The organism is Streptomyces sp. cg36, assembly GCF_041080675.1.
GTDB lineage: Bacteria > Actinomycetota > Actinomycetes > Streptomycetales > Streptomycetaceae > Streptomyces.
This window is the reverse complement of sequence record NZ_CP163520.1, coordinates 5,355,365-5,369,271: the sequence shown is the minus strand read 5'-3', so window position 1 is coordinate 5,369,271 and position 13,907 is coordinate 5,355,365. Positions and strand designations below refer to the sequence as shown.

The window sequence follows — 13,907 nt, the reverse complement described above, 5'->3', positions numbered from 1 at the left end:
GAGCGGTTCTGTGGCGTCACGACCAGCGGCCGGTGCGCCCCATCAGCAGGGCGGCGGCGGCCGTGCCCGCCGTGGAGGTGCGCAGCACGCTCGGGCCGAGCAGGTACGGCTTGGCGCCCGCCTCCTCGAAAGCCGCCAACTCCTCGGGGGAAACGCCCCCTTCGGGGCCCACCACCAGGACGATCTCCCCCCGGTCGGGCAGCTCGGCGGTGGCCAGCGGCTCGCTCGGGGTGTCGCGCCCCTCGTGCAGCACGGCGGCGAAATCGGCCGTGGCCAAAAACGCGACAACCTGCTTGGTCGTCATCGCGTCCCCCACCTCCGGGAACCGCACCCGGCGCGACTGCTTGCCCGACTCGCGGGCCGTGGCGCGCCACTTCGCCAGCGACTTGGCTCCCCGGTCGCCCTTCCACTGCGTGATGCAGCGCGACGCCTGCCAGGGCACCACGGCGTCGACGCCCACCTCGGTCATCGTCTCCACCGCGACCTCGCCCCGGTCGCCCTTGGGCAGCGCCTGGACGACGGTGATGCGCGGCTGCGGCTCCGGCTCCCGCGACACCGAGTCGAGGCGGACGACCAGCCGGTCCTTGCCCTCGGTGTCCAGGACCACGCAGTCCGCCCGGGCTCCGTGGCCGTCGGTGAGGACGACGTCCTCGCCGGGCTTGAGGCGCTTCACGGAGACGGCGTGCCTGCCCTCGGGCCCGTCCAGGACGTAACGGCCGCCCGGGCCGGACTCGGGGAAGCGGTCGACGACGAAGACCGGGGCGGTCATGGCGTACTCCTCATGTGGTTCGGTTCCTCCATGCGTCGGCCAACGCGGCCAGCGCCGCCTCCAGTTCGGCGGCCAGCACCTCCACCAGCTGCCCGGCGGGCAGCGGGCGGGCGAGGCGGTGGCCCTGGCCCGCCCACAGCGCCATGCCCTGCGGGTCGCCCGCCGCGGCGGCGGCCCGGCGCAGCCCGGCGGTCAGCTGGTGCACCTCGGGGTAGGCGGCCGGGGCGTACGGTCCGTGCTCGCGCATGAAACGGTTCACCAGGCCGCGCGCCGGCCGCCCGGAGAACGCGCGCGTCAGCTCCGTGCGGGTGAACAGGGGGTTGGTCAGCGCCTGCTGGTGCAGCAGGTGCGCGCCCGACTCCGGGCAGGCCAGGAACGCGGTGCCGAGCTGCGCCGCGTCCGCGCCCGCCGCCAGGACCGCGGCTATCTGGGCGCCGCGCATCAGCCCGCCCGCCGCGATGACCGGCAGCCGTACGCTCTCGCGGACCTGGGTGATCAGCGCGAGCAGCCCGAGGCCGGAGCCGTCCGCCTGCGGGTCGTCGCGGTGCGTGGCCTGGTGGCCGCCCGCCTCGATGCCCTGGACGCACACCGCGTCCGCCCCGGCGCTCTGGGCGGCCAGCGCCTCGTCGGGGGTGGTCGCGGTGACCACGGTGTAGGTGCCGAGCGCCGTGAACGCGGCCAGCACCTCGCGGTCGGGGCAGCCGAAGGTGAAGGAGACCACCGGGACGGGGTCCTCGCGCAGTATCGCCAGCTTGGCCTCGTAGCCGTCGTCGCCGCCCGAGTCGGCGTCGCCCAGCGGCGTCTGGTACCAGGCGGCCTCGCCCGCCAGCTGGCTGCGGTAGACCTCGACGACGGCCGGGTCGGTGTGCGGGGGCTGCGGCAGGAACAGATTGACCCCGAACGGCCGCCCGGTGAGTCCGCGCAGCTGCTTGATCTCCTGGTACATGCCGTCGGCGGTCTTGTACCCGGCGGCCAGGAACCCGAGTCCGCCGGCCTCGCCGACCGCGGCGACCAGGCCGGGGGCGGAGACGCCACCGGCCATGGGAGCCTGCACGATCGGATACCGGCAGAGATCGGTCAAAGCCATGCCCGCATCGTGCCACGGGCACGCCCCGGCTCCGAATCGCCCCGTGGCACCGGCCCCCGCACCCCGGGAAACCCGGGGGTACGGGGAACGGCGGGCTCGGCCGAGCGGCCCGTCAGCGGCCGTTGAAAGCGTCCTTCAACCGCGAGAACAGCCCCTGCTGCCCCGGCTGACTGCACTCCCCCGGGGACAACCCCCGGACCCCCGGCCGAGCCGGACGTCAGCGGCCGTTGAAAGCGTCCTTCAACCGAGAGAACAGCCCCTGCTGCCCCGGCTGGAACTGGCCCAGGGGGCGCTCCTCGCCGCGGAGCTTGGCCAGCTGGCGCAGCAGGTCCTCCTGCTGGGGGTCCAGCTTGGTCGGGGTGGTGACCTCGACGTGGACGATCAGGTCGCCCCGGCCGCCGCCGCGCAGATGCGTGACACCGCGCCCGTGCAGCGGGATGGACTGGCCCGACTGGGTGCCCGGGCGGATGTCCACCTCCTCCATGCCGTCCAGCGTCTGCAGCGGCACCTTGGTGCCGAGCGCCGCCGCCGTCATGGGGATGGTCACCGTGCAGTGCAGATCGTCGCCGCGGCGCTGGAAGACGTCGTGGTTCAGCTCGTGGATCTCCACGTACAGGTCGCCGGCGGGGCCGCCGCCGGGGCCGACCTCGCCCTCGCCCGCGAGCTGGATGCGGGTGCCGTTGTCGACACCGGCCGGGATCTTGACCGTGAGCGTGCGCCGCGAGCGGATGCGGCCGTCGCCGGCGCACTCCGGGCACGGGGTGGGCACCACGGTGCCGAAGCCCTGGCACTGGGGGCAGGGCCGGGAGGTCATGACCTGGCCCAGGAAGGACCGGGTGACCTGGGAGACCTCGCCACGGCCGCGGCACATGTCACAGGTCTGGGCCGAGGTGCCGGGGGCGGCGCCCTCGCCCGAGCAGGTCGTACAGACGACCGCCGTGTCGACCTGGATCTCCTTGGTCGTGCCGAAGGCCGCCTCGTTGAGGTCGATCTCCAGCCGGATCATGGCGTCCTGGCCCCGGCGGGTGCGCGAGCGCGGTCCGCGCTGCGCCGCGTTGCCGAAGAAGGCGTCCATGATGTCGGAGAAGTTGCCGAAGCCGCCCGCGCCAAAGCCGCCGGCGCCACCGCCGCCCGACGACGACAGGGGGTCGCCGCCGAGGTCGTAGACCTGCTTCTTCTGCGGGTCCGAGAGGACCTCGTAGGCGGCGTTGATCTCCTTGAACCGCTCCTGCGTCTTCGGGTCCGGATTCACGTCCGGGTGAAGCTCGCGGGCGAGGCGCCGGAACGCCTTCTTGATCTCGTCCTGCGATGCGTCGCGGCGTACGCCCAGTACGGCGTAGTAGTCCGTGGCCACTTACGACTCCGCCAGGATCTGTCCGACGTAACGTGCCACTGCGCGTACCGCTCCCATCGTTCCGGGGTAATCCATGCGGGTCGGTCCGACCACGCCGAGTTTGGCGACCGCCTCGCCGCCCGAACCGTAGCCGACCGAGACGACGGACGTGGAGTTCAGCCCCTCATGGGCGTTCTCATGCCCGATTCGTACGGTCATGCCCGATTCCTTGGCCTCGCCGAGGAGCTTGAGGAGCACCACCTGCTCCTCCAGCGCCTCCAGCACCGGCCGGATGGTCAGCGGGAAGTCGTGTCCGAAGCGGGTGAGATTGGCGGTACCGCCGATCATCAGCCGCTCCTCGGTCTCCTCGACCAGGGTTTCGAGCAGGGTGGAGAGGACCGTCGAAACGGTTCCTCGGTCCTCCGGTTCGAAGGACTCCGGCAGCTCCTGCACCAGCGGGGGCACATCGGCGAAGCGACGGCCCACCACCCGGCTGTTCAGCCGCGCCCGCAGGTCCGCGAGCGAGGTCTCGCCGAACGGCGCCGGGCAGTCCACCAGCCGCTGCTCGACGCGGCCGGTGTCGGTGATCAGCACCAGCATCAGCCGGGCCGGGGCCAGCGAGAGCAGCTCCACGTGCCGCACCGTGGACCGGGTCAGCGACGGGTACTGCACCACGGCGACCTGCCGGGTGAGCTGGGCGAGCAGCCGGACCGTGCGGGCCACCACGTCGTCCAGGTCGACCGCGCTGTCCAGGAAGTTCTGGATGGCGCGCCGCTCCGGGGCCGACATCGGCTTGACGCCGGCCAGCCGGTCGACGAACAGCCGGTAGCCCTTGTCGGTGGGGATGCGGCCGGCGCTGGTGTGGGGCTGGGCGATGAAGCCCTCCTCCTCCAGCACGGCCATGTCGTTGCGCACGGTCGCCGGGGAGACGCCCAGCGCGTGCCGCTCGGTCAGGGCCTTCGACCCGACCGGCTCCTCGGTCCCGACGTAGTCCTGGACGATGGCGCGCAGGACCTCAAGTCTGCGTTCACTGAGCATCGCGCACACCTCCAGCTGTCGTCCCTCGGCGCTCCGCCTGGCACTCTGTGCGTTCGAGTGCCAGCAATCCCCCGGCCAGTGTACGGCCGACCAGTACACCCCTAGCAAGGGCGGCCGACCGTGACGCTCGCGGCACGGTGGAGCGGCGCGGCCCGGCGCCGCCTTCCGGCACCCGGGATAGCGTCACGTCATGGACGTCAGATGGGAAGAGTTCGGCTGGGAGCGACTGGGCGACGGCGTGGGCCGGCGCCGCCTTCCGGGGTGGGACGCGACGGCCGGTCTGGTCGTGGGCGACCGGGCCGTACTGCTGTACGACACGGGGTCCACGCTGCGCGAGGGCGCCGAACTGCGCGCCCAGGCCCAGGCGCTGGCCGGGCGCCGAGTGACGCACATCGCACTGAGCCACCCCCACTTCGACCACGTGCTGGGCACCGCCGCGTTCGCGGGCTGCGAGGTGTACGGGGCGGTCGGCATCGACCGGGTGCTGGACTCCGAGGCGCTGTGCGCCGACGCCGTCGCACAGGGGGTCCCGGCCGAGCGGGCCGCCGAGGCCGCCGACCTGCTGGTGCGCCCGCACCACGCGGTCAGCGGCGAATGGACGCTGGACCTGGGCGGACGCCAGGTGCTGCTCGCCAACGTCGGGCCCGGCCACAGCGGCCACGACCTGGCGCTGCTGGTGCCGGGCACGCCCGAGGTGGTGTTCTGCGGCGATCTCGTGGAGGAGTCCGGCGAACCGCAGGCGGGCCCGGACGCGGTCCGCACCCGCTGGCCCGCCGCCCTGGACCGGCTGCTCGCGCTCGGCGGCGAGGACGCGGTGTACGTACCGGGGCACGGGGCGGCCGTCGACGCGGCCTTCGTCCGCGCCCAGCGCGCCGAACTCGCCGCCAGGTTCGGCGTGTCGTAGCCCCTCGGGGGGCGCCGGTCAGGCCGTATTGTCATCCGAATGCGCAGCTACAGCCCGGACCTGACCCCGCCCTGGAAGAAGCGGACCCCGGTCCCCGAGGTCCCCGCCGAGTCCGACCTGGTGGTCGAGGAGGTGGGGACGGGGTTCTGCGGGGCGGTGATCCGCTGCGAGGCGGGCACGGTGACGCTGGAGGACCGCTTCGGCAAGCACCGGGTGTTCCCGCTGGCCGAGCGGGGCTTCCTGCTCGAAGGCAAGGTCGTCACCCTGGTGCGCCCGGCCGCGGGCCCGGCGCGCCCGGCGCGCACGGCCTCCGGATCGGTGGCGGTGCCGGGGGCGCGGGCGCGGGTCGCGCGCGCCGGGCGCATCTATGTGGAGGGGCGCCACGACGCGGAGCTGGTGGAGAAGGTGTGGGGCGACGACCTGCGCATCGAGGGCGTGGTCGTCGAGTACCTCTCCGGCGTCGACGACCTCCCGGCCATCGTCGCCGAGTTCGCCCCCGGCCCCGACGCGCGGCTCGGCGTACTGGTCGACCACCTGGTGCCGGGCTCCAAGGAGTCCCGGATCGCGGCAGCGGTCACCGGCGAACACGTCCTGGTGGCGGGCCACCCCTACATCGACGTGTGGGAGGCGGTGAAGCCCGCGTCGGTCGGGATCCCCGCGTGGCCGGTGGTACCCCGGGGCGAGGACTGGAAGACGGGGGTCTGCCGCACCCTGGGCTGGCCCGCGAACACGGGCGCGGCATGGCAGCGGATCCTGTCCCGGGTCCACAGCTACAAGGACCTGGAGCCGGAGCTGCTGGGCAGAGTGGAAGAACTGATCGACTTCGTGACAACCCCCCACCCCTGACCCCCACCCCGAGCCCCCAAGGGGCGCGGGGAACGGCGCGAGAAGCGACCACGGCCCGCAGACGACAGCGGGTCCAGGGGCGCAGCCCCGGGCGTTCAGGGGCGCGGGGAACGGCGCGAGCAACCCACGACGGCCCGCGGACGACAGCGGGCCCAGGGGCGCAGCCCCGGGCGTTCAGGGGCGCGGGGAACGGCGCGCGAAGCGACCACGGCCCGCAGGCAAACACAGGGGCCCAGGGGGCGCAGCCCCCGGGCACTCAAGGGGCGCGGGGAACTGCGCGAGCAACCCACGACGGCCCGCAGACGACAGCGGGCCCAGGGGCGCAGCCCCGGGCATTCAGGGGCGCGGGGAACGGCGCGAGCAACCCACGACGGCCCGCGGACGACAGCGGGGGCCCGGGGGCGCAGCCCCAGGGGATCAGTCCACCAGGTCGCGAACCACCGCATCCGCCAACAACCGCCCCCGCAGGGTCAACACGGCCCGCCCCTCCCCGTACGGCCCCGCCTCCAGCAGCCCCTCCACCAGCGCCCGCCCCGCCGCCGCCAGCCCCGCGGGCCGCAGCAGCGCCAGCTCGCACCCCTCGCGCAGCCGCAGCTCCAGCAGGATCCGCTCGACGCGCCGGTCCTCCGCGGCGAGGACCTCGCGCCCGGCGCCCGGCGTGCGCCCACCCGCGAGCGCCGCCGCGTAGGCACCCGGATGCTTCACGTTCCACCACCGCACGCCCCCGACATGGCTGTGCGCGCCGGGCCCCGCACCCCACCAGTCGGCCCCGCGCCAGTACAGCTCGTTGTGCAGGCAGCGGCCCGCCTCGGTGGTCGCCCAGTTCGACACCTCGTACCAGTCGAACCCCGCCCCCGCGAGGACCTCGTCGGCGATGAGATAGCGGTCGGCGTGGACGTCGTCGTCGGTCATCGGCACCTCGCCGCGCCGGATGCGGCGCGCCAGCTGGGTGCCCTCCTCCACGATCAGCGCGTACGCCGAGATGTGGTCGGGGCCCGCGCCCACGGCCGCCGCCAGCGACTCGCGCCAGTCCTCGTCCGACTCCCCCGGCGTGCCGTAGATCAGGTCCAGGTTGACGTGGTCGAAGCCCGCCGCGCGCGCCTCGGCGACGCACGCCTCGGGCCGGCCGGGCGTGTGCGTACGGTCCAGGATCTTCAGGACGTGCTGCTTGGCGCTCTGCATCCCGAAGGAGACCCGGTTGAAGCCGCCGGCCCGCAGCTCCTCCAGATACGCCCGGTCCACCGACTCCGGGTTCGCCTCCGTCGTCACCTCGGCGTCGTCCGCCAGCCCGAACTCGTCCCGGACGGCCGCCAGCATCCGCACCAGGTCACCGGCGGCGAGCAGGGTCGGGGTGCCGCCGCCGACGAAGACGGTCCGCACCGGGCGCGGGTCGTCGCCCAGCACCTTGCGGGCCAGGCGCACCTCGTCGATCAGGGTGTCGGCGTAGTTGTCGCGGGAGGCGAGGACGCCGCCGGAGCCGCGCAGCTCGGTGGCGGTGTAGGTGTTGAAGTCGCAGTACCCGCAGCGCGTCGCGCAGTAGGGAACGTGCAGGTAGAAGCCGAGCGGCCGGTCCTGGGCGCCCGCCAGGGCGGCAGGGGGCAGCGACCCGTCCTCGGGCACGGGCTCACCATCGGGCAGTACGGAAGGCATGCCCCCATTGTCCGCCACCCGCGGCGCCTTCCCCGCCGCACGCCCGGCGGGCCGGTTCGGCGGGCCGGATCAGCGGGCCGGTTCAGCGGGCCTGGAGGACCAGCAGCGCCAGGTCGTCCTCGGGCGGCGTCGTCCCGAACGCGTACACCGCGCGCTTGATGGCCTCCGCGACCCCGGTGGCCGTCATCCCGGCGCAGTCGGCAAGCGCCGCGGCGAGCCCGTCGCCGTCGTCGAACATCTCCGTGCCCGAGCGCCGCTCGGTCACCCCGTCGGTGACGCACAGCAGGGTGTCGCCGGGCAGCAGCCGGAAGCTCTCGCTCTCGTACGCCGCTCCCTCCACCACCCCGATCAGCACCTGCGGCACGGCCGCCGCCCGCACCGTGCCCTCGGGCCGCAGCAGCAGCGGCAGCGGGTGCCCGGCGCTGGCCAGGGTGCAGCTCACCCCGCCGCCGTGCTCCTCGGGGACGGGCACCAGCTCCCCGTAGAGCAGGGACAGGAAGCGGCTCTGCGGGCCCTCGGCGACCCCGTGCCCGCCCGCCGCCGCGACCATCCCGGCCGCCGCCTCGGCGGCCTCCACCCCGTCGTCGACGAGCAGCTTGTTGAGGCGGTCGAGCACGTCGTGGACCGCGTACCCCTCCCGGGCCAGCAGCCGCAGCCAGGGGCGGACCAGGCCGGTGACGACCGCCGCCTCGGGGCCGCTGCCCTGGACGTCGCCGAGGGCGAAGCACCAACGGCCGTCGGCGCCGGGGAACAGGTCGTAGAAGTCGCCGCCCGCCACGCCCTCGCCGCTGGGCTGGTAGACGAGCGCGCTGTCGACGCCCGGGATCTCGGCGACCCCGGCGGGCAGCAGCCCGCGCTGGAGCACCCGGCTGATGGTGACCTGGCGGGTGTACTGGCGGGCGGCCCCGATCGCCAGGGCCACCCGGCGTACGAAGTCCTCCACGAGGCCGGTCACCTCGTCCGGCATCCGCGCCAGCCCGCCCCGCCCGAGCATCAGCACGCCGACCGCCCGGCCGCCCGCGACCATCCGGTAGGCGAGCGCCGCCCCGTCGCCGGGCTCGTCGCGGCACGGCCAGGGCACCGGGACCGGGCCGCCGCGCGCGGACTCCGGCAGCCGGGGCGGCTCCTTGTCCAGGGCCGCCCGCAGCTCCTCGATGCCGGACTCGCGGGCGTGCCAGACCCGGGCGAGCCGGGGCTGGCCGACGGGTCCGCCCGCCTCCGGGTCGAGCCAGACGGCGCACCAGTCGGCGAGCCGGGGCACCAGCAGCTGCCCGGCGAGCGCCGCGATCATGTCCTCGTCGAACTGGCCCGCCAGCAGGTCGGACGCCTCGGCGAGGAAGGAGAGCGCGCCCCGGTTGACCCAGTCGCGGTCGTGGGCGGGCGCGGGGCGGGGCGCGGTGGCGAGCATCCCGGCGGCGCGCAGCCCGCGCTGGAGCCGCTCGTCGGCGCCCCCGTCGGCCCCGTGGGGCGGCTCGGCGCCGCCGTCGCACGCCAGCGGCAGGCGCGCCCACACCGTCTTGAGGCCGGTGCGGTAGGTGATCCCCCAGCACTCCGCGAGCGCCGCGACCAGGTGCAGGCCGTGGCCGTACTCCGGCGCGCCCGGCTCGTGCGCCCCGCGCGGCTCGTTGCGCACGACCCGGGCGGGGTGGTGGTCGGAGACCTCCAGGACCACCGCGCCGGGGTCCTCCCCGGCGGGCCGCTCCAGGCGGCAGACCAGGTCGACCGTGGTGCCCGCGTGCACCACGGCGTTGGTGACCAGTTCGTTGACGAGTATCGCCGTGTCGTCGGCGACGCGGTCGTCGAGGGCGTCGGTGCCGGACAGGCCGAGCGCCGTCCAGTCGGCGAGCGCGGCCCGTACGAAGCGGCGGGCGGCGGACGGCGCCAGCGGGTTGCCGGGCAGGCTGGTGCGGACGCAGGCCCGTCCGTCGCCCTCGGCCGGGCCGGAGACGGACGGGGCCGCGGGCGAAGAGGGCGACTGGAGTGGGCGGTTCACGCTCTCCCGCTGCGTTGGAATGGACCCCACGGTGCGTCTCCTGACCGGTTCTCACAATGCGCACCTCATGACACCGACAGAGTGACAGACTGAGCGTGCCCATAAGCGCCGAGTCACCGAAGTGGGCCGAGATGACGAAGGACACCGCAGTGCCGCGAGGTGACGGGGACTGGATCCGCGCACCGGAGTTGCGCCCGCTGCTCGCCGCCATGACGGCGCTGCGCGACGGCGACTTCCGGGTGCGCCTGCAGGAGACGCACGAGGGGATACCGGCCGAACTGGCGGCCATCTTCAACCAGGTCGCCGCCCGCAACCAGCACTTCACGGACGAGCTGATGCGGGTGCGCCGCGAGGTGGTGCGGCACGGCAGGCTGGACGAGCGGCTCGCGGCCAGCCCCGGCCAGGGCTCCTGGACGTCCGGGGTGACCAGCGCGAACACCCTGATCGACGCCCTGGTGGTGCCGGCGGCGAACGCGACGCGCGTGCTCGACGCGGTGGCGGGCGGCGATCTGACCCAGCGGGTCGACCTGCACGACGGGAACCGCCAGCTGCGCGGCGATCTGCGCCGGCTCGGCGGGGCCGTCAACAAGATGGTCGACCAGCTCTCCCTGTTCACCGGCGAGGTGACCCGGGTGGCGCGCGAGGTCGGCACCGAGGGCCGCCTCGGCGGGCGCGCCAAGGTGCAGCGCCTCAGCGGCAGTTGGCGCGATGTGACCGAGGCCGTCAACACGATGGCGGCCCGCCTCACCGCGCAGGTCCGCGACATCGCGGCGGTGACGACGGCGGTGGCGCGCGGCGACCTGACCCGTACGGTGACGGTCGAGGCGACCGGTGAGCTCCTCGAACTGAAGCTCACCGTGAACACGATGGTGGACCAGCTCTCCGCCTTCGCCGACGAGGTCACCCGGGTGGCCCGCGAGGTCGGCACCGAGGGTCAGCTGGGCGGGCGCGCCCAGGTCAGGGGCGTCTCCGGGGTCTGGAAGAACCTCACCGACAACGTCAACTTCATGGCGTCCAACCTCACCTCCCAGGTCCGCAACATCGCCCAGGTCACCACCGCCGTCGCCAACGGCGACCTGTCGCAGAAGATCATGGTGGACGCGCAGGGCGAGATCCTGGAGCTGAAGTCGACCATCAACACCATGGTCGACCAGCTCTCCGCCTTCGCCGACGAGGTCACCCGCGTCGCCCGCGAGGTCGGCACCGAGGGCAACCTCGGCGGGCGCGCCCAGGTCAGGGGCGTCTCCGGGGTGTGGAAGGACCTCACCGAGAACGTCAACTTCATGGCGGACAACCTGACTTCACAGGTCCGCAACATCGCGCTGGTCTCCACCGCCGTGGCCCAGGGCGACCTCGGCAAGAAGATCACGGTGGAGGCCAAGGGCGAGATCCTGGAGCTGAAGTCGACCATCAACACCATGGTCGACCAGCTCTCCGCCTTCGCCGACGAGGTCACCCGCGTCGCCCGCGAGGTCGGCACCGAGGGCAACCTCGGCGGTCAGGCGCAGGTGCGCGGGGTGTCCGGGGTGTGGAAGGACCTCACCGACAACGTCAACTTCATGGCGTCCAACCTCACCTCCCAGGTCCGCAACATCGCCCAGGTCACCACCGCCGTCGCCAACGGCGACCTCTCCAAGAAGATCACCGTGGACGCGCGCGGCGAGATCATGGAGCTCAAGGACACCGTCAACACGATGGTGGAGCAGCTGCGCGCCTTCGCCGACGAGGTCACCCGGGTGGCGCGCGAGGTCGGCACGGACGGCCGGCTCGGCGGGCGCGCCCAGGTGCTGGGCGTCTCGGGCGTCTGGAAGGACCTCACCGACAACGTCAACTACATGGCGGACAACCTGACTTCACAGGTCCGCAACATCGCCCAGGTCGCCACGGCGGTGGCCCAGGGCGACCTCTCCAAGAAGATCGACGTGGACGCGCGCGGCGAGATCCTGGAGCTGAAGACCACCATCAACACCATGGTGGACACGCTCTCCTCGTTCTCCTCCGAGGTCACCCGGGTCGCCCGCGAGGTCGGCTCGGAGGGCCAGCTGGGCGGCCAGGCCCGGGTCGAGGGCGTGTACGGCACCTGGAAGCGCCTGACGACGAACGTGAACGAACTGGCGCTGAACCTCACCACCCAGGTCCGCGCGATCGCCGAGGTGGCCTCGGCGGTGGCCCAGGGCGACATGTCCCGCTCGATCACCGTGGAGACCCGGGGCGAGGTCTCCGAGCTCAAGGACAACATCAATCTGATGGTGGCCAATCTGCGCGAGACGACCCGCGCCAAGGACTGGCTGGAGTCGAACCTGGCGCGGCTCGCGGCCCTGATGCAGGGCCACCGGGACCTGATGGAGGTCGCCGATCTGATCCTGCGCGAGCTGACCCCGCTGGTCAACGCGCAGTACGGGGCGTTCTTCCTGGCCGACCCGGACGAGGACGGCACCCCCTCCCGCACCACCAGCGCCACCAAGGGCCTCGCCTTCATCGCGGGGTACGGCTCGGCGCAGGGCGCCACCGTCGACACCACCGGGATGCCGGGGCACGGGCTGGTGCGCCAGGCGGCCCTGGAGAAGAAGCGGATCCTCCTGGAGGAGGCCCCGCCCGACTACATCAAGATCAACTCAGGGCTCGGGGAGGCGTCCCCCGCCAGCGTGGTGATCATCCCGATCCTCTTCGAGGACAAGCTGCTCGGGGTGATCGAGCTGGCCTCCTTCTCCCGCTTCTCCGACGTCCACCTGGCCTTCTTCGACCAGTTCGTCAACACCATCGGCGTCGCCATCAACACCATCATCGCCAACTCCCGTACCGAATCGCTGCTCAGCGAGTCCCAGCGGCTCGCCATCCAGCTCCAGGAGCGCTCCGACGAACTCCAGCGCCAGCAGGCCGAACTGCAGCGCTCCAACGCCGAACTGGAGGAGAAGGCGGCCCTGCTCGCCACCAGCTCCCAGTACAAGTCGGAGTTCCTCGCGAACATGTCGCACGAGCTGCGCACCCCGCTCAACTCGCTGCTCATCCTGGCCCGGCTGCTCTCCGACAACCCCGACGCCCACCTCTCCGAGCAGGAGGTGCAGTTCGCCTCCACCATCCACCGCTCCGGCTCCGACCTGCTCCAGCTGATCAACGACATCCTGGACCTGTCGAAGATCGAGGCCGGGCGGATGGACGTCCGCCCCAAGCGGCTCCCGCTGATCAAGGTCCTCGACTACGTCCACGCCACCTTCCGCCCCCTCACCCTGGACCGGGGCCTGGCCTTCGAGGTCGCCGTCGGCGAGGACGTGCCGCGCGAGATGTACTCCGACGAGCAGCGCCTCCAGCAGATCCTGCGCAACCTGCTCTCCAACGCGATCAAGTTCACCTCCTCCGGCCGCGTCGAGCTGAGCGTCGGCCGGGTCAAGGAGCCGGACGACGGGACGCCGCACACCGAGGACCTGATCGCCTTCGCCGTCACCGACACCGGCATCGGCATCGCCCCCGAGAAACTCCCGGTGATCTTCGAGGCGTTCCAGCAGGCCGACGGCACCACCAACCGCAAGTACGGCGGCACCGGCCTCGGCCTCTCCATCAGCCGCGAGATCGCCGGGCTGCTCGGCGGCCGGATCGTCGCCGCCAGCGAGCCGGGCCGGGGCTCCACCTTCACCCTGTACGTACCGGTGCGCCACCCCGGGCATCCGGTCGGCGAACCCGACCAGCCGCCCGAGCTCGGCCCGGACCCGGCCGAGCCGCTCTCCTCCGACCACGTCCTGCTGCCCGACCAGGACGACGGCTGGCCCACCAGCACCAAGCTGGAGGAGTGGAAGCGGGGCCGCGCCGGGCAGGTCCTCCCCGGGCGCCGGGTGCTGATCGTCGACGACGACATCCGCAACGTCTTCGCGCTCACCCACGTACTGGGCCGGGTCGGCATGCCCGTCCTGTACGCGGAGAACGGCCGGGAGGGCATCGAGACCCTGGAGCGCAGCCCCGACGTCGAACTGGTCCTGATGGACATCATGATGCCCGAGATGGACGGCTACGAGACGATCGAGGCGATCCGCCGCAGCCCCCGCTGGGCCGAGCTGCCGATCGTCGCGCTCACCGCGAAGGCGATGCCCGGCGACCGCGAGAAGTCCATCGCCCAGGGCGCCAACGAGTACGTCCCCAAGCCGGTCGACGTGGACCGGCTCCTCACCGTGGTCTGCGCACTGCTGGACCCCGAGGGCGGCGCGGGCGGTCCGGGACCGGACGGCGGTTCCGTACCCGAGCAGACACGCGGCACCGGGGAGCCCGCCGCCGCGCCACCGACCACGTAAGGCGACA

General features: G+C 73.2%; 9 protein-coding genes. 3 read left to right on the top strand and 6 right to left on the bottom strand.

Annotated features, from left to right (window positions below):
• Nucleotides 1-16: 16 nt before the first annotated feature.
• The 4 genes from AB5J87_RS23685 to hrcA form a co-directional block, all read right to left on the bottom strand.
• On the bottom strand, nt 17-769 hold the full coding sequence (locus AB5J87_RS23685) for a 16S rRNA (uracil(1498)-N(3))-methyltransferase (protein WP_369379079.1): 753 nt from the start codon (nt 767-769) through the stop codon (nt 17-19).
• Nucleotides 770-779: 10 nt separating this feature from the next.
• Nucleotides 780-1,856 carry a nitronate monooxygenase gene (locus tag AB5J87_RS23680; protein WP_369379077.1) on the bottom strand — a complete coding sequence of 359 codons (1,077 nt, stop codon included), beginning with the start codon at nt 1,854-1,856 and terminating at the stop codon, nt 780-782.
• A gap of 217 nt (nt 1,857-2,073) precedes the next feature.
• Nucleotides 2,074-3,210, bottom strand: a complete 1,137-nt coding sequence (gene dnaJ / locus AB5J87_RS23675; RefSeq protein WP_369379075.1) for a molecular chaperone DnaJ — start codon at nt 3,208-3,210, stop codon at nt 2,074-2,076.
• Nucleotides 3,211-4,227, bottom strand: a complete 1,017-nt coding sequence (hrcA, locus tag AB5J87_RS23670) for a heat-inducible transcriptional repressor HrcA (RefSeq protein WP_369379073.1) — start codon at nt 4,225-4,227, stop codon at nt 3,211-3,213.
• Nucleotides 4,228-4,417: 190 nt separating this feature from the next.
• Between hrcA and AB5J87_RS23665 the strand changes: the two genes are divergently transcribed.
• Nucleotides 4,418-5,131 carry an MBL fold metallo-hydrolase gene (locus AB5J87_RS23665; protein ID WP_369379071.1) on the top strand — a complete coding sequence of 238 codons (714 nt, stop codon included), beginning with the start codon at nt 4,418-4,420 and terminating at the stop codon, nt 5,129-5,131.
• A gap of 39 nt (nt 5,132-5,170) precedes the next feature.
• A complete protein-coding gene (locus AB5J87_RS23660) occupies nt 5,171-5,977 on the top strand; it encodes a DUF3097 domain-containing protein (protein WP_369379069.1) in 807 nt (268 codons plus the stop codon).
• A gap of 417 nt (nt 5,978-6,394) precedes the next feature.
• On the opposite strand, the gene hemW is transcribed toward AB5J87_RS23660, so the two are convergent.
• Both hemW and AB5J87_RS23650 read right to left on the bottom strand, forming a co-directional pair.
• A complete protein-coding gene (hemW, locus tag AB5J87_RS23655) occupies nt 6,395-7,627 on the bottom strand; it encodes a radical SAM family heme chaperone HemW (RefSeq protein ID WP_369379067.1) in 1,233 nt (410 codons plus the stop codon).
• Between the two features lie 82 nt (nt 7,628-7,709).
• On the bottom strand, nt 7,710-9,650 hold the full coding sequence (locus AB5J87_RS23650) for a SpoIIE family protein phosphatase (protein ID WP_369379066.1): 1,941 nt from the start codon (nt 9,648-9,650) through the stop codon (nt 7,710-7,712).
• 179 nt (nt 9,651-9,829) lie between these two features.
• Between AB5J87_RS23650 and AB5J87_RS23645 the strand changes: the two genes are divergently transcribed.
• Complete coding sequence (locus AB5J87_RS23645; protein WP_369383650.1) at nt 9,830-13,900, top strand: HAMP domain-containing protein; 4,071 nt, start codon at nt 9,830-9,832, stop codon at nt 13,898-13,900.
• Nucleotides 13,901-13,907 lie beyond the last annotated feature (7 nt).

What these genes read in the sequence shown, in the direction of transcription:
- AB5J87_RS23680 (WP_369379077.1), bottom strand. Translation starts at nt 1,856, where the DNA reads ATGGCTTTGACCGATCTCTGCCGGTATCCGATCGTGCAGGCTCCCATG.
- hemW (WP_369379067.1), bottom strand. Translation starts at nt 7,627, where the DNA reads ATGCCTTCCGTACTGCCCGATGGTGAGCCCGTGCCCGAGGACGGGTCG.
- AB5J87_RS23660 (WP_369379069.1), top strand. Translation starts at nt 5,171, where the DNA reads ATGCGCAGCTACAGCCCGGACCTGACCCCGCCCTGGAAGAAGCGGACC.
- AB5J87_RS23645 (WP_369383650.1), top strand. Translation starts at nt 9,830, where the DNA reads ATGACGGCGCTGCGCGACGGCGACTTCCGGGTGCGCCTGCAGGAGACG.
- AB5J87_RS23665 (WP_369379071.1), top strand. Translation starts at nt 4,418, where the DNA reads ATGGACGTCAGATGGGAAGAGTTCGGCTGGGAGCGACTGGGCGACGGC.
- AB5J87_RS23685 (WP_369379079.1), bottom strand. Translation starts at nt 769, where the DNA reads ATGACCGCCCCGGTCTTCGTCGTCGACCGCTTCCCCGAGTCCGGCCCG.
- hrcA (WP_369379073.1), bottom strand. Translation starts at nt 4,227, where the DNA reads ATGCTCAGTGAACGCAGACTTGAGGTCCTGCGCGCCATCGTCCAGGAC.